Annotated in this window: 14 protein-coding genes; 1 reads left to right on the top strand and 13 read right to left on the bottom strand. The window is 47.7% G+C overall.

What is annotated here, in order from left to right:
- Positions 1-40: 40 nt before the first annotated feature.
- The 11 genes from F3J22_RS17745 to F3J22_RS17695 form a co-directional block, all read right to left on the bottom strand.
- The gene (locus F3J22_RS17745) at positions 41-1,186 is read right to left on the bottom strand and encodes a CaiB/BaiF CoA-transferase family protein (RefSeq protein WP_205195400.1); all 1,146 of its coding nucleotides are present in this window, start codon (positions 1,184-1,186) and stop codon (positions 41-43) included.
- Positions 1,186-2,340, bottom strand: coding sequence for a CaiB/BaiF CoA-transferase family protein (locus F3J22_RS17740; RefSeq protein ID WP_240155121.1), 1,155 nt, complete (start codon positions 2,338-2,340; stop codon positions 1,186-1,188). The genes F3J22_RS17745 and F3J22_RS17740 overlap by 1 nt, the downstream gene beginning before the upstream one ends.
- Positions 2,340-3,506 carry an ABC transporter substrate-binding protein gene (locus F3J22_RS17735; RefSeq protein ID WP_167019283.1) on the bottom strand — a complete coding sequence of 389 codons (1,167 nt, stop codon included), beginning with the start codon at positions 3,504-3,506 and terminating at the stop codon, positions 2,340-2,342. The genes F3J22_RS17740 and F3J22_RS17735 overlap by 1 nt, the downstream gene beginning before the upstream one ends.
- Positions 3,507-3,509: 3 nt before the next feature.
- Positions 3,510-3,953, bottom strand: coding sequence for a MaoC/PaaZ C-terminal domain-containing protein (locus F3J22_RS17730; RefSeq protein WP_167019282.1), 444 nt, complete (start codon positions 3,951-3,953; stop codon positions 3,510-3,512).
- A gap of 243 nt (positions 3,954-4,196) precedes the next feature.
- Positions 4,197-6,155, bottom strand: coding sequence for a hypothetical protein (locus F3J22_RS17725; RefSeq protein ID WP_167019281.1), 1,959 nt, complete (start codon positions 6,153-6,155; stop codon positions 4,197-4,199).
- A gap of 24 nt (positions 6,156-6,179) precedes the next feature.
- Complete coding sequence (locus F3J22_RS17720) at positions 6,180-8,456, bottom strand: FAD-dependent oxidoreductase (protein ID WP_167019280.1); 2,277 nt, start codon at positions 8,454-8,456, stop codon at positions 6,180-6,182.
- A 26-nt stretch (positions 8,457-8,482) separates the two neighbouring features.
- The gene (locus F3J22_RS17715; protein ID WP_167019279.1) at positions 8,483-10,228 is read right to left on the bottom strand and encodes a sodium:solute symporter family protein; all 1,746 of its coding nucleotides are present in this window, start codon (positions 10,226-10,228) and stop codon (positions 8,483-8,485) included.
- The gene (locus tag F3J22_RS17710) at positions 10,225-12,777 is read right to left on the bottom strand and encodes a glycerophosphoryl diester phosphodiesterase (RefSeq protein WP_167019278.1); all 2,553 of its coding nucleotides are present in this window, start codon (positions 12,775-12,777) and stop codon (positions 10,225-10,227) included. Before F3J22_RS17710 ends, F3J22_RS17715 begins: the two co-directional genes overlap by 4 nt.
- 7 nt (positions 12,778-12,784) lie before the next feature.
- A complete protein-coding gene (locus F3J22_RS17705; RefSeq protein WP_167019277.1) occupies positions 12,785-13,567 on the bottom strand; it encodes a sialate O-acetylesterase in 783 nt (260 codons plus the stop codon).
- 1 nt (position 13,568) lies between these two features.
- Entirely contained in the window at positions 13,569-15,065 is a 1,497-nt protein-coding gene (locus F3J22_RS17700) for a RagB/SusD family nutrient uptake outer membrane protein (RefSeq protein ID WP_167019276.1), read from the bottom strand.
- A 25-nt stretch (positions 15,066-15,090) separates the two neighbouring features.
- A complete protein-coding gene (locus F3J22_RS17695) occupies positions 15,091-18,111 on the bottom strand; it encodes a TonB-dependent receptor (RefSeq protein WP_167019275.1) in 3,021 nt (1,006 codons plus the stop codon).
- A gap of 275 nt (positions 18,112-18,386) precedes the next feature.
- Here F3J22_RS17695 and F3J22_RS17690 point away from each other — a divergent pair, with 275 nt between their 5' ends.
- Entirely contained in the window at positions 18,387-19,427 is a 1,041-nt protein-coding gene (locus F3J22_RS17690; protein ID WP_167019274.1) for a LacI family DNA-binding transcriptional regulator, read from the top strand.
- Between the two features lie 6 nt (positions 19,428-19,433).
- Here F3J22_RS17690 and F3J22_RS17685 read toward each other — a convergent pair whose 3' ends face one another.
- Together F3J22_RS17685 and F3J22_RS17680 are read right to left on the bottom strand one after the other, a co-directional pair.
- Entirely contained in the window at positions 19,434-19,832 is a 399-nt protein-coding gene (locus F3J22_RS17685; RefSeq protein WP_167019273.1) for a hypothetical protein, read from the bottom strand.
- 434 nt (positions 19,833-20,266) lie between these two features.
- Positions 20,267-20,890 carry a hypothetical protein gene (locus tag F3J22_RS17680; protein WP_167019272.1) on the bottom strand — a complete coding sequence of 208 codons (624 nt, stop codon included), beginning with the start codon at positions 20,888-20,890 and terminating at the stop codon, positions 20,267-20,269.
- Between the last annotated feature and the right edge of the window lie 203 nt (positions 20,891-21,093).

Genomic DNA, 21,093 nt, shown 5'->3' with positions numbered 1-21,093 from the left:
ACGCTGGTTTTCTGTTGGCGTCCCGCGTGCAGGGACCCGGTTATTCCTTGAGCCCAAACATCCTGTCTATTTCCGCATTATCTTCTCCCAGTAATGGAGCTCCTTTTGCGGAAGATAATAATTTACCGTCGACTCTAATAGGACATCTTGTAGTTTTTATGGATAAACCGTTACCTGTCTGCACGGTAATCTCCATATTCAATACCCGGTAAGCCTCTTCCTGTACCAGCTGATCGTAATTCATAACCGGCGCACACCAGATATCTGCCTTTTCCAGGATAGCCAGCCAATGCTCCGTCGTATTTCCTGGCAGATGATCTGCCAATACCTGCTTGATTTCATCTCTGCGGCTAAACCATCCTGCCGGGTCTGTAAACTGTTTCAGCGGCGCACATCCCAGCAAATCTGCCAGCACCAGGATATTGCTCATCGCCAGCGCCATATAGCCGCTACTGGTTTTATAAATGCCATAAGGGGCGGCAATATAGGCGTTCCCGTTATTAACGGCACTGCGCTGTGGCAACTGCCGCCCGTCGTTATAAAAGCAGGTCAGGACTTCAAACTGAAAATCGAGTACACTCTCAAACATACTTACAGCTATCTGCGCACCAACGCCAGTGATGCTCTTTTTGAGCAGTGCTGCCAGTATTCCCTGCGTGAGATGGGTACCGGCCATAATATCTCCTACCGACACACCCATGGGCGTAGGGTTTTCCGATTGGTTGTTACTCAACCAGGTAAGCCCGGAAGCTGCCTGGAGCAGCAAATCCTGTCCAGGCAAGTCCTTCCATGGCCCCGTTTTTCCATATCCATTCAAATACGCGTATATAATTCCGGGATTGATTGCCTTCACGCTTTCATAGTCCAGCCCTATGCGCTCCATGACGCCAGGACGGAAGTTGTGCATCATCACATCTGCCTTCGCAATCAGCTGTTTGATCTTTTCAATATCTTCAGCATCTTTCAGGTCTGCCACATAACTTTTTTTATTGCGGTTAATGGCATGGAAGATGGTCGACTCCCCCGCTATTCTTACATCCGAGACATACAGCTGGCGGCAGATATCACCGGTACCAGGCTTTTCTATTTTGATGACCTGCGCACCCAGATCCGCGAGTCGCAAGGCGGCAGAAGGCCCTGATAAAAACTGACTAAAATCTATAACTAGTATATCGTCTAACAGCATTATTTCTTGTTTACTATCACTTCATTCATTTCCCTGATCAGCATTTCATTATGCTCCCCTACTTTAGGTGCGGGCTTACCGGAAACCAGCCGCTGCCCGTTAATACGAATCGGACAACGCGTGGTAATAATCTCTTTACCTGCTGCATGCAGTACCTGCTCCATTTGTAAAGCACGATAGGCATCATGGGTAGTCATTTTTTCCCAGTCCAGTACTTCCATGGCCCAGAGGCCGCGTTCCTGCAGCTTTTGCAGCCAGTGTTTTACTGTGTTTTTATGCAGATGATCAGCGAGGATGGATTTAATATTATCGCGCTGCGCGAAGGCCTGACTGGTAGTAAAGCCCTGCAATGCAGCGCACTCAACGGTTTCCGCCAGTACCGCGATGTCCATCATAGCGAGTGCAATGAAGCCATCCGCTGCTTTGTACACGCCATAAGGCGCGCCCAGTAAGGTATGCCCGCTGTTGGTCTTACTCCGCAGCGGCTGCTGCTGACTGTTATAGTAAGTGGTGAGTAGCTCAAACTGAAAGTCCAGCAAGGTTTCCATCAGACTCACTTCAATCAGTGCGCCTGTTTTCTTTTTGCTCCGGCGTATGAGCGCTGCAATGATGCCCTGCACCAGCTGTGCACCACAAAGGATGTCAGCGATGGAAATACCGAAAGGCACGGGGCCATTGGTAGCATTGCCGGTGGTAAAAGTTAATCCGGTGAGGGACTGCATCAGCAGGTCCTGTCCGGGTTTTTCCTTCCATGGCCCCTCTTTTCCGTAACCGGTAATTTCGGCATACACCAATCCGGGATTGATTTCCGAGGCCGCGTCATAATCCAGTCCTATCTTTTGCATCACACCTGGCCGAAAATTATGTATCAGCACATCCGCTTTGGCGATCAGCTGTTTTACCAGGGCGAGATCGTCAGGATTTTTCAGGTCTGCGGCAAAGCTCTCTTTATTTCTGTTGATGGTATGAAACAGCAGCGAGCTGTCATCTACCCATAAATTTTTAATGGATAATTTTCTTCCTGCCTCTCCGTGTACAGGGCGCTCTATTTTGATCACCCTGGCGCCGAGGTCCGCCAGGCGTAAGCCTGCGGAGGGCCCGGAGAGGTACTGGCTGAATTCCAGCACGGTAATTCCTTCTAATGGCAAATCCATCATACAATAGCATGCTTTTGGTGTGAGACGAGGCTGTCGCGGTAAATCCGGTTCATTTCTTCCAGTGCCTGCAACGGATTCCCATTGTGCTGCAAACAGTTTTGCAGCGGTAACCCGGCATGGTCCTGGAAATGGAGATAGCCATTATAACGTGGACGTATATATCCATTTTCCATTAACGGTAACACCTGTTTGAAATAGTCATGGGTGAGATGATTGACATCATCGTCTGTCCAGGCGGCACGGTGTCCGGGCTGGCCACCATGCTGTACATACAGGGTGCGCTGTATCTTTTCTGATGATACCCAGGCGGCAAAGTCGGCCGCCGCTTTTTTATGTTTACTGAAGGCCGACACGGCGATGCCGGTACCGCCAACGGTAGTACGAAGTGGCCTGGCATTGAAGCTAACCACGCCGGCATAGTGCAATAACCGGTCAGCAAAACCGCTGCGGGCGTAGTTGGAATAACCATATGCAAAAGGGCAATACCAGTAGTCGTTGGTACGGGTCATCAGCTCCGCCACCGCAATAGGGTTGCATTGGAACATCTTTTTATCTACCAGACTATATAACTGCTTCATGTTTTCGATGGCCCTCACGCCTGTTTCGCGGTCTATAATTTCTTCGCTGCCAGCAAACGGTGTGTTGCCATTGGCGATACAGAAAGTATAAAAGTTCATCAGCAGGTCGATGGGAATGGCCGGTACGGCTACCTTTCCTTTCACTGCCAGCAGCAGCAGGTCATTCCAGGTGGCAGGAAGCGGCTGATAGTTCTTTTCCAGCAGGTCTTTACGGTAGCTGGCTGCAGGAGTGGCCGCATCAATGGCAAGTGCCCACTGCTGTCCGTCATATTCGTAACTGGCATGAGAGGCGCCTACAGAATTTTCTGCCTGATTGGCCAGGTAGGCCGCAGGAAGATATTGATTAAGCGGGAGCACACAACGCGTGGCGGCGGCACAGCCTACCCAGGGGTGATCGATAATCAGCAGATCATAGTGATGAGTAAGTTCTTCAATGGGGGCATCGGCAAACTCCTGCAATGATCGCTTTTTCCATTGGATATCGACACCAGGGTGCAGTTCCTGATAGCGCTGCGCCGCCGCCAGCAAGGGTGTAAGGCCGCGACTATGATCCCAGGTAATACCTTTCAATATGATACGGGCCATAAACTAAATTTCATTTTTGTTTACGAGTAAAAGATGCTCACAGATCATCACCAGCTGCCGGTGCTGGTTAAATACTTCTACCAACTCTGTTACCAGCCCCATGCCGGGCTTTTTGTGGTCTTTTTTCTCTTTTATAGTAACCTCTACATGGATGGTATCTCCAATAAATACCGGTGCTAAAAACCTTAGCCGCTCATAACCATAGGTTATTGATACTTCATTTACCAACTCGGCTGTCAGGCCGATGGCCACCGTAAATATCAGCGTGCCATGAGCGATACGCTTTTTAAAAGGCTGCGTTCTGCACCATTCTTCGTCCATATGGTGCGGGAAGAAATCCCCCGACTGCCCGGCATGCAACACGATATCCGTTTCAGTAATGGTGCGGCCCTTCGTTCTTCTTTTATCGTCCCGCACAAATTCTTCATAGTACTTTTTTACAAACATGACATCCAATCGCTGATTAAAAAATGACACAAAAACCTCCTCCACTAGAAAGCTTCAAATTAGTTCAAGGGCCACTGGTGGCCAATGACAGGTTTTACTGTAATGATGGAGGATTTTACTGTGGGCATTTTTTAGTCAGCTAGATGCAGACGCCTTACCTGGTTCTGCTCACGGAGACGTTTATACGAAAAAAGGCTCCAAACCACGCGGTTTGAAGCCTTTCGAACATTCACATTAAACTATTTATCTACTGGCAATTTTATTAACTGTATTTGTCAGCACCAGCTCCTGGCGCTTCGCCAGAAATCCTTCGCCATAAACTGCCGTTATCTTATCACCCTGCTTCAGGCCTTTCAGCTGTGTCAGCGGAATGGTTGCCGTATAGTCTATACCGTTAGCCGATGTTAATGCCACCGTTGTTCTAACCACCCCATTCACCAGCAATGTAACCGGCAACGATTGCCCGGCATTCAAAGGCGCCTGCCAGGAAAGGTTTAACGCATGCTGTGCCTGCGTGAACTGCTGCGGGCGGTTATCGTACCAGTTAAGTACCGCCAGACTCACATTCCAGGCGGTATTATGGTTGATCCATCCTTCCAGGTGGCGCTCCTTTCCTTTCGGATTGAAAGGGTACATCTCCGTACCAGGGAGGCAGTTAAGCGTCCCCCTGGACAATTCGAGCCTTGCACACCAGTCTTCATGAAAGCCGGTAGGATAACCTTTGGAGATACCCTCAAAGCCTTTTTCCGGATGGTGCGTAGCATGCGCATTCAGCGGATTACGGCCATACAGGTTATCAAAATGTGCAAAGGCCAGCTGTTCCAGTCTTTCCTTTTTAGCGGCATCATGTACCACCGCCGACGCCAGCAGCGCAGCGGCAGGGAATCCTGCCACATTGCCCACTTCGTTGAACTCAGGCACTGTCCAGCTACTATCCAGGTCGTAACGCCTGAAATCCCAGGCATTATCAGATCTGCTGATCATCACATCTGCCCACTTTTCAATTTTCTGCTGTAAGCCTTTAGGGGCCTTATCTGCATATTGCAGCTGGTATGTTGCCAGCCCGGTCATCAGCACATACTCACTCATGCGCTGCCCCTTTGTGTTTAGTGGTACATCCAGCGACAACGAATCGATGATCCAGGAAGTCTGCTGATAAGCCGCCTGCATATATTTTTCTGCCTCCGGCAGATGCTCACGTTTTGCCACTTCATACATCAGCAGGTTCGGCAATACGGAAAACCCAGGCGCATGGCGGCCTTTGGAGCCTCCCACTTCTTTCTGTATATCCAGCAGTCCGATGGGCTGCCAGTTTTTACGTGCAAAAGCCAGCACCTGGTTATAATAGCTTTTAGAGAACCATTTATCCAGGTAGGGATAGGCATACAGGAAATATGCAAACTGCGCCAAGGTTTGGGGATGCAGTTGCTTCGGCAGCGGATCTCCGCTAGGGTCTTTCGTTTCCGGGTTCACCATATAATAACCAAGTCCCCAGTGCAAATCCATAATTACATCAGGCACCCTGTTACCTAACGGCTTTTCAATAGTAGTAAAATATTTTCTGGCTGCGGCCAATGCCGTTTCATCGTTAGGTGCCTTCACCAGCTTGAACTCCGGCGCCATCACCATAGCTTTCAGACTATCATAGGAAATAGTAGCAGGCATTTCCGTATATACCTTAGGGTTAGACAGGAACATCCACACCAGCGAAGGTATCTCATAGGAGTAATAGGTCCCGTCTCTCCAGGGACAGCCACCATACGCCGAATGATGCGTACCCGTAATACTGCGGGTATCATTCATAAACCATACCGACGGCTGAAACCCTTCCCGCTCCAGCAGGTACGGCGCCACACTGAAAGGATAGGATGCCCCTTCCGGCAATCCTGCTCCTGTTGCATGAATAACATAGCGGGTACGTGTATCCGTTGGCGTAAAGTCGGTAAAATCTCCCAAACCATTACTGGTATTACCTTTATATAGTGGCGTATTCTTTCCTTCTGCAGTAATATAGAAAGATAAATTTCCCTGCATGGCCGTAGGCACTGTAAAACGCTTGGGAGCGTGCAGGTTATAACCTGTCTGGTTAACGCAAACCCAGTGAGCTTCCGGCTGGAGGGTATTCGTTTGGGCTATAGCAGCACTGCCGGCGCCCAATATACCCGCAGTGCATAACAGTGCAGTGATAAAATGTTTTGACATAGTACTTTAGTTAACGTGGAAAAATTAATAACACCGGATGGCAAATAATCCCGGTGGCGTACCACCATGCGTACCACGCAGGTGTATCGTTATACTGCCCGTACACAGCGGTGTAGCCAGTTTAATACGGTGCAGCGACTGATGATTACCTTTTACTTCCAGCACCACCTTTTTGTTTTCATCACAGATCACAAACGACTCCACGCAAAAAGGCATGGCCGTCTCCGGATGATGATAAATTACATTCTCCATCGGATGATCGAAGTCGGTATCAAATACCAGCTCTATCTCCGTAATAGTCTGCTTTTTCGCCCAGGTAAGCGTAAGCTTCGGATCAGCATCCTCCTGCGAAGCCAGCCAGATATTAGGCTGTGCAACAGGACGATTGATCCCATTACGGATATTCACCGCGCCAAACAAGGCAATGCCTTCCTGCACCTTCAATGCCAGATTCTTCCCTGCCGGACGGCGTTCCGGACACCAGAACTCAAAAGCCTCCATACCGATATCTTCCGTTGGCTGCTGTGCACCATAGTTCGAAACCGCAGGATTCGTTTTATTAAACACCGTTAATATGCCGCTCACCCTTTCACCGCTGCTTTTCAGGCTTATCACAGGGTTCTTCATAAAGCAAATAAAAATGTAGTTATCTTCCGCCAATACCGCATCAAATGACAACGTCACTTCCTGCACGCCACGTGTAAGCGGCACCGTTAGTTCCTGTAACACCACATCAGGCGTATGATGCGTAGTACGGCTGGAGGTACGCAAAGACACCAGCAGCTCCGTATCTGCTATCGCTTCAGCAAACACGGTAACAGCAGGGATTTTACCCGCTTTCAGCGGCAGCATCTGCGCCATGGAAGCCTCCAGTGAAATAACATCGCCATCTGCCTTTAAATGCTTCAATATGTACTCACTGCTGGCACTGATAGTAGCGCTATGAACCAGGTCCTGTTTATCCCGGGCAAACAGCTGCGGTATATACTGCCCCGTCCGAATCAGCGCCTGTTGCAGTTCGTGTATCAGCTCATCGGATAATAACGCCTTCGGCTGTACGTCGTAGCGGGTGCAAAACACGGCTGCCATGCCTGCGGCTTGTGCAGCACAGGCACTGGTACCCATTACCCTGCTGGAACCAAAGGCCACATGGCTGGCACTGATAATACGCCCTGCCAGCAATAGATTACTGATATTATGACTATACAAACTGCGGAAAGGAATCTGGTATACACCCTTACTATGCCATTGATTGCAGGCAGGCTTCTCACTAAATACCCCATCTGCCGGATGAAGGTCTATAGACCATCCACCATAGGCTACCGCATCCTGGTGCGTGCGCTGTTCCACAATATCCTGCTGTATCAGCATATAATCGCCCTCAAAGCGCCGGCTCTCGCGCTTGCCGGGAATCTGCCCCACCCACTCCAAAGTCATGGTTTCCGCTTCCGGGAACTCCCCGGAATTCTTAATATAATTCCATATACCATACACCACTTTCCAAAGCTCCCATTTGATCGTTTCTGTATCATGCACGGTATCCAGCCTGCCTCCATATTCTATCCACCAGAACTGACACCCTTGTGCCCCGCTGGTAATACGCTTGTAACGTGGAATTTCTGTGATGTCTTTCAACGCATATGCCGGTGGCACAAATTTCACCGGCCGCCCGGTATCTTTGGTATAGAAGTAAAGTGAATGCCCGAGTAACTCACCGTATTCTTTACCAGGCGCGAATTTCTCTCCAAACTCTGCTTCACTTTCTGCGCCCATACGAAAGGCTGCCCCCGCAAGAAACCCTACCACACCATCACCGGAAGCATCACAGAATATAGGAGCTTTCAGATGGTACAAGGTGCTGTTCTGACTACAAAAAGCAGTGACGGATTCAATAGTAGCAGCATCTGATTTATTGACTTCAAATGCAGCCGTATTCAGCAACAAGGTAATATTTGGTTCATTGGTAACTTTCTCCAGCAGAATAGTATCATATATCAGCGGGTTTCCTTCCGGATTACGAAAGATATTCTCTGTCATAATTTCATCGATGACCCCGCCTTCTCTTGCCCATCGGTTATTGTTTCCCATATGTGAAGTGGCACCCAGTACCCATAAACGTACTTCACTGGAAGAGTTGCCACCCAGCACCGGCCTGTCCTGCACCAGTATCACCTTGATCCCCTCTCTGGCAGCAGTGATGGCACAGCAAACGCCGGCGAGTCCACCACCTGTTACTACCAGGTCTGCTATATATTCCCTTGTTTTTAATTCCCGGCTTTCAATGGATTGTTCTTTCAACATAAGCTTCAATTTTTATCCTGCATACTTCAGGATGATGCCACATTTTTTTCTTTTACAATGATTGTTCCCGAGGGATGATGTTCCTGTTTTAATTTAATTTTCCGCAATGCCAGCACAGGGATGAAAGCTGCCAGCAACACAACGGTTGCTATTACTGCTACCAGCACTTTCCCGGTGGCTGCCAATGCACAAAGCACAAATAGCAATAACGCTGTAAACGCCAGCGCAAAGGCGATCACACGTAACCCGAAAATATTCTGCCGTTGTATGGCAGCTACCTCTTCTTCCGATGGTAAACCCGCCTGCACTTTCTGTTGCTGGCGCAACTCCTTATAATGCAGGTAATCGCGCGATGGCCCTTTGCGTGCAGCCAGTACAAATTCGTACAGGCATAACAGAAAGAAAGGCAAACCCGCTCCCAGCAACATTTCCTGCGAGCGCGACAATTTTAAGGTGCTCACCACAGGTACTAAAAATTTAAACAGCAGGTTTACTGCCAGACAAACACCAGAAATGATATAGGCGGTGCGGCCATTCAGTTTACTGGAAAAGAGCGCCCATAAAGGCGGCAGCAAGGAAGGGCCGCCGGTGATGGCCGCTATGCTGATCACCACCTCTATCATTCCACCTACAGCAGGCACCATCAAGGCGATACCAATCATACCTATACCCAGCAGCAAACCGGATATACGCGCCACGCGGATCAGCTGCCTGTCTGACGCACCCGGATTAATAACTCCCTTGTAAATATCATTGGTGATAACGGCAGACGTTACATTCAGCGTGGTATTAGCTGTGGCAGAAGTAGAGAAATACATACCCGTCAGCATGAGGCCCATCAGGCCCGGAGGCAGTACCAGCCTGCATACCTCGAGATAGGCATTTTCTGCGTTTAGCCCTGTCAGTGAAGGATTAATACTTTTGTAAATCATCGGCGGCAACATCCATATCAATGGACTTATCAGGTATAATCCTGCAAAAAGGAGTGCTACTTTTTTGGCAGACTTTGGCGAATCCACACTGGTATAGCGTTGTACGAATGTCCAGTTACCGCCGATATAGCTGATATGGTATAACGCAAACGCCACTATGAAACCAATGGTATACTCACCGTTTACCAGCGAAAAGAAATCCTCCGGCACACGGTGTGTAAATTGCTGCCAGCCGCCGGCACTGTGCAGCGACATCGGTAACACCAGCAATACTGCGGCCGTCAGGATAACGAACTGCAGGATATCTGTTACCATTACGGCCCAGAGTCCGCCGATAGCGGTATACGCGATCATCATCAACCCTAATACGATCGTACATGGTACCAGTGGAAACCCAAGGGATACGCTTACCAGTTTAGCCACCGGGTATAACACCGCGCCTTTATTTACCAGCGATACGATCAGGAAGATGTATACGTAGAACTTTTGCACCGGTGCCCCCAGCCGCTGCCGGATGAACTCCGCCGCAGTAAGTGCGCCGGTACGTTTCCAGCGTGGCGCCAGCAGAAACGCAGTAATGATGCCTCCCAGGCACATCGTCCATTGAATGGTTACCGACACAAAGCCATACTTATAGGCAATACTTCCCCAGGCAACAAAAGTGCCCGCAGAAAAAAAGCTCATAAACAGCGAAAGGCCGCCAATAAACCAGGGCACCGCTTCCCCTCCTGCAAAAAACGATTTCATGTTACGGCCGGTACGGGCAAACAGCAAGCCTATTACCAATACAAAGGCGGAAAACACAAATATGACGGCGGTATCTATCGTGGATGTACTCATGAGCGGATTTTAATAATTTTCAGTCCATATGCCGGAATAGTTACGTTCCAGGTGTTGCCGGACAATACCTGCTTTTCCGGTTTCCCTGCTGCGTCTAACAACGTCACCTGATTGGGAGAAATGCCGCCCGCTTTTGAAGGATCAAAGCTGATTGCTGTTTGCTGTTGGTCATCATCACTATTCAGCAGCATAATATACAACGTATGCCGGTCCGTACTTCTGGCACTTAAATAATCTACCTGCGGATTTCTCACTTCCAGCATTCCATCCGGCAAATACAGGTTGGCGGCGGCTCCCAGCACCTGTCCCGGCGCAAAACCATAACTGGTATGTGGCCCTACCTTAGGAGTCACAAAACCTTTAGGAAAGCTGATCCTGTTATTGCTACGCAAACTGATTTCTGATACCAGGTAATCGGTGAGCAATCCCACCTGCCACCAGGCATGGTGCGGATAAGGCCCGGCGCCTTTATTCATGGCCATCCAGTAATAGGAGGCCACCTGCGTAGCCTGGTCTACAAAGGCATCACGTCCCAACACGGCAGCACGTGCCATATTGATGAACAGCGAATCATGCGTAAGCGCGAAAATGCGGACAAACATACCTGCATGACTTGCCAGCATAATTGGCCCGTGATTATTCGCGGAGCCCAGACTCCCACCATGCTCGAAACTTAAACCTACCTGCGATATTTCCCAATCCTGACGCGGTGTTCCATTCACTGTTTTTTGCTTCATATCCGGGATGGGATGTGTATACACCGAAGCCGTATATACTTTAGCAGCTGTAATGGCTGCATCCTGGTAACGTTTGTCTTTGGTTATATCAAAGATATCCAGCATGGCCTGCACCGTCTGCGCTGTGGCGAAATCCGCTACAAAGCGGGTATCGCCGCAAACGCCGAGGTAACTGCCTTTATCAATACCGTTTTTTATGAGCCAGTCTGCTCCTTTGCGGGCAGCCAGCAGATATTTTTCATCTTTCAAAATACGGTATGCTACCACCAGTCCATAAAATGTAGGACGTAAATCCGGTATATCCGTAAACGTTGGTGCGGTATTATCATCATAGGCTACCTCCCAATGTCCATTGGTATGCTGCCATTGCAGGAGTTTGTCGGCCCCAAGGCGTAAGCGCTGTTGCAGCTGCGCATTACCAGGTTCAAACAACAGGATATTACCGATATCAAGCATGGTATAATAGGTTAGTGCTATCGGCTCTACATAGTGTCCCCACTCTTCCGTAAAGCGCGCTCTTTTCCAGAGATAGTATTGCCCTATGGCAGCGCCCTGAAAAAATCCCGGGTCTTCCTGTTGCTGTACCAGCTTAAAGTTGAGTGCAGCGGGCAAACGATGTTTTAGCAATGTTGTATCCTGTGTAATATTAGCCAGCATCCACATAGCACCATAGTCAGAGTTTTTCATGGCATCATGTTCTGCTCCTACTACGCCACCCATATAAGCCTGCGCGCCTATTTCCAGTCCTTTGTAGCGGAAGGTATGCCACATGGAAGTGCTGTCGTCGCCAAGATAATGTAGCATGGCCATGATCCTGCTGGTAAGCGAAGTATGTGTATTCTTCAGCTTCAGGAATTCCGGAAAACGATATACATCATTGATCGCATGTTTGTATACGGTATACCAGTCTGCGGGTTGTACCGTATAGCGGAAAGAAAAAGTCCGTTGCTCACCTGTATGCATATACGAATCTTCCTGTCCCAGTACCGGATGATAGGCTACCGGTGTATACTGACCCTGTCTGTTCATCACAGAAAGGCCAAGTTTCCATTTGGCTTGGGTTATCACATCTTTTTCCCAGGGGTCGCGGGCGGTGCCGGGAGCCGGGATAACCGCCATGGTAATACCTTTGCTGCTAACGAGCGGACTTAATGTAGCCGCCGTACGCTCACGGAATACCACCGGCTTGTCGGGGATACCCTGTCCGTAAGCATAGGCCAGTACAAGGTCTGGCTGAATGGTATTACTCTGGAAATAGCCAGGCAGCATGGCAAAATCAGGCTTATTACCTGCCAGGGTAGCCAGCGTAGGTGAGGCAATGGAATAGTAGCCTGCCTGTTTAGCCGTCAGCGTTATACTAACCAGGATATCATTTTTATATTGTTTATCCAGCTGCCAGCTGGCGTTCACACTACATTCGGTATTATCTGCATTAAACGCCAGTATGCCGTTGTTTTGCTTTGCCGTGGCAGGGAAAAAATGGATTGCCTTGCCGGCGGTATTCATCGCTACCGGACTCAGGTTATTTTCCCAGTTTTTAGTGAGATAGATATAATCTTTAAGGGAGAATCCACCCGGATGTCCGTCCGCCAGATGCAGATCGGGAATGCTGTCCGGCTTTCCGGCAGAGTAGATGACGAGGTATTCTCCGGAAGGCTGTGGCAGTGATTGTCCGCTGGCCACAATACGCTGCAGCTGGTAACCCCGACTGGTTTGCTTCCACTCAAGTGTCAGCTGCTCATTTTGAAGTCGCTGCTGCGCAAACACACCCGGACAAATTAATAATGATAATAGCAACAAGCAATTTCTCATCCCTGATTTATTTTTTTATGGCGCGAGCTACAGTAGCGCCAATGTGGTTTAATCCGTTTTGGTTATAATGTATCTCATCTGTCATCCGGCCCTTTGCTTCAAACAAAGGTGCATCGCGGTATACAATGAATACATTGGGCATAGTTTCCGCAAGGTCTTCCTGTATTTTCCTTACCGTATCGAAGCCTGTTACCGGATGCCCTTTGTAGTTACCGGTTTTCACGATATAGAAAGGTAATGCATCCCCCAGTTCTTTTCTGAAACGCAGTATCAGATTGCTTAGTGCCGTTTTGTATTCAGCAGGTTGCAATCCTCCGCTGTTGATGGCATTGGCATCTCTCTCCCCCTGTAACCAGATGATACCTTTTAATACTCCCTTTGAAAGGGCAGCCGCAGCCTTTATTTTGGCTACAGCTGCTGTAAAAAGATTACCGGAAGTATCCCAGGTATCCATATCGCCTAACCGGGCCTTTTCGTGGCAGGAAGCACCTCCTCTGGCCGCCGGCACAATGATAACGGTATCGCGGGTACGCTGATGATATGCCGCGGCAAAGGCCGGCCACATACTACCGGTACCCGCCACCTGAAAATGTCCGTCATCCTCTCCCACCGGATCATGCAGCGGCTCCAGTGTATTGCTTTTCCATCTGTATTCAACAGCTACACCCGCAGCAGGATGAACAGACCTGCTGCTATCCCCTTTTCCCACTGCATTACTCTGTCCTGCGGCCAGAAAAATACTACGTTGTGCCGATGACGTTAGTGACAGGACGTTTAACAAAACCATCATACTACTTCCAATCAGGATTCTGCTGCAATAAGTTGTTGGCATTTACTTCTGATTGAGGAATCGGAAAATATTTATTTCTTTTCTGTGGTACTCTTGCCGGAAACACATCATTAACAGCTTTGGGCACTACCTGCATGTAGGTATCTGTGCGGGAAAGATCGTACCAGCGGTCTCCTTCGCCAAACAGCTCCCAGCTGCGTTCCTGTAGTACGGCAGCAATAAAAGCGTCTTTATCAAGCCCGGTTGCCAGCGGATCAAGGCCTGCACGGGTCCTGATGGCATTGATGTACGTATAGGCCTTACCGGTAGCACCATTTTGTCTGGCTTCCGCTTCTGCCGCTACCAGGTATACATCTGCCACACGCAACAGTGGAATATTGGAAGCATGCGCGTTGCCGATAGAATTCGGATCTGCATACTTTCTCATCAGTACACCTTTGGTGGTAATAGGCGTAATAGAGGCCTGCGGCACCTTTACACCCTGCTTATTCGTATAGGTGGTATCCATTAATGCACGTCGTTTATCCTTCGGGTCAAAAGACATATAAAAAGACATAAACACAAATGCAGAACCATAGGAAGAATTACCGTAGGCAGGCGCTGTACTGTTTGCAGGGCCGTAAAGGCTCATAATCTGGCTGGTACGGCCCCCCGCCACAGATTCTGATTCAAAGGCCCAGAGATTTTCCTTCCTTGCCACATCTTCCTTTGCCACATCAAAAACATCTGCGTAATTATCCATCAAACCAGTGCCGCTGCCTGCTGTAATTACCTTTTCCGCCTGCTGCAACGCCAGCTGGTAATTGGCTGCATATAATGCTGCCTTCGCATGCAGCGCCTGCACCGCCTGCTTACACGGACGACCTTTCACCAGTGTATTCGAATAATCAGGCAGGTATAATTCGGCAGAATCCAGGTCAGAGAAGATCTGCTTATATACATCCGCCTGCGGACTCTTAGGCATATAGGCGTCCGTAAGCGTCTGACTCGCCTTGGTACGAATCACCACATCACCGAAGGTTTTGGTCAGCATCCAGTGAAAGAAGGCGCGGAGAAAATAGGCTTCCCCCAGGATCTGCTGCTTGCGCGTGGTATTGGCCATCACGGTGGCAGGCACTTTTTGCAATATCCAGTTAGCGTTTTCAATACCGGAGTAACTGTTATTCCAGATATCGATCGGACATTCGTTCGTACGACTAAAACTCACTACGGCACTGTATTGCGGATCAAAGCTAAACAGCGTATAGGTATCTCGTCCCACTACAGGACGGGGATATATCTGGTCTGCACTAAAATCAGCTACCAGCAATGGTGAAGGACCTGCATACAAATCTGCAAGTTTGCTGTATACCGCTGCCAGTCCGGCTTCTGCATCCTCTGATGTCTTATAGAAATTTTCTGTATAGATAGAAGAATAAGGTGTCTCTTCCAGTTTGCTGCAGGAATAACAGGACCATGCCAGCAAACCTGCAAAACTATATTTGAGTATACTTTTCATGCTAATTAGTTTAAATAATGAAACATCAGAACCCCACCTGTAAACCCAGGAGGAACGAGCGTGCGGTAGGATATACCAGGTTATCCACCCCTATCTGCTTGTTCGAATTACCGAAGGTGTTTACTTCCGGATCAAAGCCGGTATACTTTGTAACCGTGAAGAGGTTATTGGCGCTGACATATACTCTTGCAGAAGAAATACCTTTTATCTTTGGCACCCGATAACCCAGGGTGATATTTTTACAACGCAGGAAAGAACCATCTTCCATAAAGCGGTCCGTAAGTGGTAAACGTCCGCCCTGGAAGCCGCTCACGTACTCATTGGAAGGGTTCGTCGGCGACCAGCGGTTTACCAGTGCTGCATACATATTTCTGCTACCCAACGGATTCTCGAAAGAATAGCGGGCAAGGTTATAGACTTTATTACCCTGCGTTCCGGCGAAGAAAGCGCTGAAATCAAACTGCTTATAACTCAGGTTAGTGGAGAAACCATAAATAAAATCAGGATTGGCATTTCCCACAACTTTCTGATCATCTGCACTGATAACCTTATCGCCATTCAGGTCTTTCACCTTCATTCCTCCGGTACGGCTACCAGAGCCATCCAGCACGGTTTCTCCTGTTTGATAAACACCATCAAAAACATATGTCTTAAAGAGCCCTAATGGTTGTCCGATCTGCATCACCTGGTAGTTGCTAACAGCGTATTCATTGAGTCCGCCTGCAAGACTCAGCAGTTTATTGCGGTTAAAAGAGATGTTACCGGCTACAGACCATTTCACCGCACGGTCTACCACGATGGCATCTGCCGCAATCTCGATACCTCTGTTTTCCATACTGGCGAAGTTGCCTGTCACGGTAGTATAACCAGAAGAACCCGGCAACTCTTTTACAAAAAGCAGGTCATTGGTTTTTTTCCGGTAGATATCAGCTGTAATATTCAGCCGGTCTTGCAGTAGGCCCAGATCGAAGCCAAAATCGGCCTGTACAGAGCGTTCCCACTTGAGGTCTTTATTCGCAATCCCTGTTGGACTAATACCGGTAACAGGAGCATGATCAAAATAATATTGACCATTGGCTGCCTGTAATGAAAGCGACTTATAGGCATCGATGGCGCCTGCATTGCCGGTAACGCCGTAACTGAATCGGAACTTCAGGTTGCTGATGGCTGTAATATCTTTTACAAATTGTTCTTCAGAAGCACGCCAAGCCACGGCTGCTGCGGGGAAGAAACCATATTTATTGTTTTCACCAAACTTCGTAGAACCATCAACGCGGGCAATCAGATCCAGGAGATATTTATCACGGAAGCCGTAGTTGATGCGGCCCATGTAGGAATCGAGCCTGTCTTTGGAGCGGCTGCTGGACACGGTGCGAACGGTGGCCAGTTGTACCGCCTCGTTCGCAGTGGCATCATTCGGAAATTTGCTGGCATTGATGCTGTTTGAATTGGCATTATTGGATTGCGTAGCATACACACCAGTAGCCTTTAACGAATGTTGTTTACCAAATCGTGTTTCATAGGTCAGTACGTTCTCCAGCAGCAGTACAATGTTATTACCATTGTTCTTCGCCGCAGAACCTCCACCGCCGGCCAGGTCGCCGCTATTCATAATAGAACGGGGAGAATAATAGTCATTTAATGAAGAGGAAATAATCGGGTTGAAGTTGGCGCGGTAGGTCAATCCTTTCAGCGGAGTGATTTCTGCATACAAACTTCCTATCGTGCGATTGATTTTATCTCTGTTCAGAATTTTTGATAAGCCCACCGGATTTACCACTTCCCGGTAGCGTCCGTTCATCTGGTCGCCGAAGGGCAGAATGGCACCGTTATCGTCGTAGGCTTTCAATGTAGGAGGTGCGCCCATGGCAGCTCCGATGATGCTGGCCGTAACAGCGCCTGCATCAATACTGGAAGAACCGGTAGGTATACTGTTATTGACTACATAGCTGGTAAGCACGCTGGCGCCTACTTTCACTGCATTGCTCACCCGATGGTCGAAGTTGAGGCGGAAGGAGTAGCGGGTGAAATCAGAGCTGATAACGATACCATCCTGTTTAAAGTAATTGCCGGAGAGCGCAAACTGGGTCTTCTCATTTCCTCCGCTTACTGTCACCTGGTGATTTTGCATGGGTGCATCGCGGAAGATCATGTCCTGCCAGTTGACGCCCTGTCCCAACGTTTCAGGATTAGCGTATACAGTAGTTTTATAGACTTCATTTTCCAGCGCTGCAAATTGAGATGCATTCATCATATCCATACGCCTGGTAACGCTTTGTACACCGTAATAGCCATCATAGCTCACGATGGTTTTGCCGGCCTTCCCGCGTTTGGTGGTGATGAGTACAACGCCGTTGGCGCCACGGGCACCATAGATAGCTGTAGCAGAAGCATCTTTCAGTACAGATACAGATTCAATATCGTTTGGATTGATAATAGAAAGGGAGCTGATGTCATTTACGCCCCCGGAGTTGGATAGCTGCACACCATCTACTACGTACAGTGGTTCAGAAGTACCGTTGATGGAGTTTACACCACGGATACGCATGCTGATGCTGCCACCTGGTGCTGCTGAGTTTTGTGTGATCTGCACACCGGATACACGCCCCTGGAGGCCTTGTACTACGTTGGAAATAGGTGTCTGTTTCAGGTCCGCTGTTTTCACGGAGGTGATGGCACCGGCTACAGCGGCTTTTTGCTGGGTGCCGTAACCTACCACCACTACTTCGTCCAGGTCTTTGTTGGTTGTCTGCAATACTACATCAACTACATTACGATTGTTTACAGGTATTTCCTGCGTCGTATAGCCGGTAAAGGTGAATACGAGGATGGCATTGGCATGACTGGTCGTTAGTGAATACCTGCCATCTACACCGGTTACAGCCCCTTCGGCGCCCCCTTTTACTCTGACGGTTACTCCCGGCAGCGTTTCTCCGCTTTCAGCGCCGGTTACCTTACCTTTCACCGTCAGCTGCTGGCCGAAGGCCAGCATTGGGACAAGGAGAATTGGGAACATTCCCAGTAATTGAATGAATCGTTTATTCATAACTGTGGATCTTGGTGTTTGTCGGGATAGATTGACTAACAGTGTACGCAACACTGCTTGTTTTAATGTCCTGCGATCTGTTTTTGGTTGTTGGCAGACAGGTGATGCACCAGCCGTCTGTGAACGATAAACATGGAATAAATCGATCCCAATTTTGTTAAAGAATCTGAGCGCGCAAAATATTTTGGGAAATATTTTTCATGGGAACAGTCCCATTTTTTTGGGATAGTTCCCAAATGATTATTTTTGGAATAGAAAGCCTTAAATATCCACGTATGAAATCGAAATACACGACTATTATCGACATCGCGAAGCAGTTAAACATCTCTAAATCGACCGTTTCGCGGGCACTCACAGGGCATCCCAACGTAAAGGAGCATACACGAAAAGCGGTGATGGAATTGGCGGCCACCATGGAGTACCAGCGGAATTCGCTGGCATTGGGCTTTAGCAAGCATACCACCCATACAGTAGGCATTATGGTGCCAGAGTTTATGTCTACCTACTTCCCGAGTGTAATTGTAGGTGTGCAGGATGTAATGCAGGCTGCAGGTTATAATGTGGTCATCTGCCAGCAAAATGAATCTTATGAAACAGAAGTCGATAACATGAAGTTATTACTCTCCTATCGCGTAGACGGGATTATCGTTTCCCATACCAAAGAAACCAGGAACTTCGACCATTTCACGCTGGCACAACGAAGAGGCGTGCCGCTGGTATTTTTCAACCGCGTGCCGGAAGACATGAACGTACCCAGTGTTATTGTAAATGATTATGAGGCCGCCTTCCAGGCAGTAGAGCACCTGATCGGCATTGGACGTAAACGTATTGCCCACCTGGCAGGACCCGATGCACTGGTAAACTCAAGGCTCCGCAGACAAGGCTACCTCGACGCACTCAAAAAACATGGTATCCCCTATAATCCAGACCTGGTATTATCCTATGATCTTACTATAGAAAAAGTAAAAATCTACATGAAACATTTCCTGGAGCTGGAAACGCCACCGGATGCGCTCTTTGCCATCAACGACCCTACCGCTATCGCAGCCATGGAAGTAGTGAAAGCAAAAGGACTACGCATCCCGCAGGATATTGCCATCATCGGCTTCAGCAATGATTTTTCTGCCGGCCTGGTATCACCCGGACTCACCACCGTCGCACAACCCACGGCAGAAATAGGCCGGACAGCAGCGGAAATGCTGCTGCAAGAGCTAAATGCAAAAGTGAAAAATGATTATAGTATTAAGAAAGCACCAACAACGCAACTGGCTACGAGGTTGATAATCAGGGAATCGACGGTAGCGAAGGGGAAGTAAAATAACTTATGTGCGCTGCCACAAATGAACGGCAACATTTGTAATTACCATGGTAAGTACTAATGGTACAATTAATAAGGCCAGTACTACTAATTTATTAGCTGTTGTATTCCATTCTCTTTCCTGATATTTCAAGAGAATACGCGCGGCCTGTGGCTTAAAATACAAAAAGTATAATACCGCAAGGAAGCCAAGCACAAATGGAGCGAGGCATAACTTATTTGTTTCATAATCTCTGCTAAAAGAACCAACATACCAGCCTGTGAAAAGTCTGATTAAGGCAAATCCCAATGCGATAAAAAGACCAACAGATAGTGTTACAAAAGTAGCTGGCTGAAAAACAGATTTATATCCATTCTTCTTTTCGAAGTATTTGTACAAAAACCAAAACATGAAATCAAACATATGATTCAGATAAATATTAATGCTATTTTACTAAGAGGAGCATACTCAAAATTAACGGCGCGGCATATGCACAGACGCTTACCACCGCCCAAAATTTTCTGGTATGGTCTGGAAAACTATTGAATTCAACTAATAATCTTTCTATCTTTTCTTCGCTGTAAATTCTGTTTACAAGCAATATCCAGATGGGCATAACCGGAATGACATAATAATTATTGGGTATATACCTAAAGACATCGAAACCTATCCTTTTCAGGGCTACAAACAATAAAAAAAAGAGAAAAAACTGCCCCATGGAAACAACCACCGTAGCGGCAAAACGTGGCGACCGATCACGGTATCTAGCGTAATATTTATAGGTGCTAATGAAAATCCATTTATATGACATAGGGATTAATTGATTTAATCAAATGCTCAGGTAATCAATGGCAATATTATTGGGGAATGCTTCTCACTGTATTCATCAACCCTTCCCAGAAGACACTATCTTTAATAGCGGAACTAACCATATATCGCTTTATTTCACTCACTACTTTTTCCTGATCTTCTAATTTTATTTTCAAATAGAACAAATCAGCAATAGCTTCCTTGTTCTCCGGATGTAAGGTCACATAATTACTAATTTCATCCAGTGAATGTTGATATGCAAGATCTCTTTTCTCCAAATTACCAGTCTTTTCAGCATCCATGGCTATAAAGACATCCCGGTAAATATCTTTCTGGTAAATCTTTGAAAAAGTATTGGCGTCTAAGGAGTCTACAAAGCGCAATCCACGTTCTCCTTTTTTCTGGAGGATAAAGATTCTTATTGCCATATTTCCCATACGAACTTTATACCGTGAACAGAAATGAATCTCTTCATCAATAATATGCAGGGAGGAATCTAATAGTGCACTATTCCCTGTCATATAATACTTATTAAAGAAGTCATTTGCCTTCCTGAAAGACTTTTCGCAGTCACCACCTGAATGTCCTGATGTGTGGAAACATCCGAATGATAAAACGCAAACTAAAACAGCAATAGATAATTGAATGATTGTTGGCTTATTTTGGTTCATACTTCTCCTGTATTATGCTGGCACTGAAGAAAAAGTGTCTCGTGGAACAGATTTCGTTATTCTTACTGGCTTTACCTGGCTAGTCTTTACGATAATTCCTGGTTTGCTGTGTAATTAATGGGGACTGCAGCTCAAATTCGCCAGATCATACATCCATTGATGCCTGGCGTCACCTTGAAAGTAAAAATATTTATGTGGAAATT

Source organism: Chitinophaga sp. Cy-1792 (assembly GCF_011752935.1).
In the GTDB taxonomy this organism is placed as follows: domain Bacteria; phylum Bacteroidota; class Bacteroidia; order Chitinophagales; family Chitinophagaceae; genus Chitinophaga.
Note: the sequence above shows the minus strand (reverse complement) of the source record. Positions and strands in the feature narration are given on the sequence as shown.

Excerpts from the sequence above, each read along its gene's own strand:
- F3J22_RS17735 (WP_167019283.1), bottom strand. The coding sequence starts at position 3,506 with ATGGCCCGTATCATATTGAAAGGTATTACCTGGGATCATAGTCGCGGC.
- F3J22_RS17740 (WP_240155121.1), bottom strand. The coding sequence starts at position 2,340 with ATGGATTTGCCATTAGAAGGAATTACCGTGCTGGAATTCAGCCAGTAC.
- F3J22_RS17700 (WP_167019276.1), bottom strand. The coding sequence starts at position 15,065 with ATGAAAAGTATACTCAAATATAGTTTTGCAGGTTTGCTGGCATGGTCC.
- F3J22_RS17685 (WP_167019273.1), bottom strand. The coding sequence starts at position 19,832 with ATGTTTGATTTCATGTTTTGGTTTTTGTACAAATACTTCGAAAAGAAG.
- F3J22_RS17715 (WP_167019279.1), bottom strand. The coding sequence starts at position 10,228 with ATGAGTACATCCACGATAGATACCGCCGTCATATTTGTGTTTTCCGCC.
- F3J22_RS17690 (WP_167019274.1), top strand. The coding sequence starts at position 18,387 with ATGAAATCGAAATACACGACTATTATCGACATCGCGAAGCAGTTAAAC.
- F3J22_RS17720 (WP_167019280.1), bottom strand. The coding sequence starts at position 8,456 with ATGTTGAAAGAACAATCCATTGAAAGCCGGGAATTAAAAACAAGGGAA.
- F3J22_RS17695 (WP_167019275.1), bottom strand. The coding sequence starts at position 18,111 with ATGAATAAACGATTCATTCAATTACTGGGAATGTTCCCAATTCTCCTT.
- F3J22_RS17730 (WP_167019282.1), bottom strand. The coding sequence starts at position 3,953 with ATGTTTGTAAAAAAGTACTATGAAGAATTTGTGCGGGACGATAAAAGA.
- F3J22_RS17705 (WP_167019277.1), bottom strand. The coding sequence starts at position 13,567 with ATGATGGTTTTGTTAAACGTCCTGTCACTAACGTCATCGGCACAACGT.
- F3J22_RS17725 (WP_167019281.1), bottom strand. The coding sequence starts at position 6,155 with ATGTCAAAACATTTTATCACTGCACTGTTATGCACTGCGGGTATATTG.
- F3J22_RS17680 (WP_167019272.1), bottom strand. The coding sequence starts at position 20,890 with ATGAACCAAAATAAGCCAACAATCATTCAATTATCTATTGCTGTTTTA.
- F3J22_RS17710 (WP_167019278.1), bottom strand. The coding sequence starts at position 12,777 with ATGAGAAATTGCTTGTTGCTATTATCATTATTAATTTGTCCGGGTGTG.
- F3J22_RS17745 (WP_205195400.1), bottom strand. The coding sequence starts at position 1,186 with ATGCTGTTAGACGATATACTAGTTATAGATTTTAGTCAGTTTTTATCA.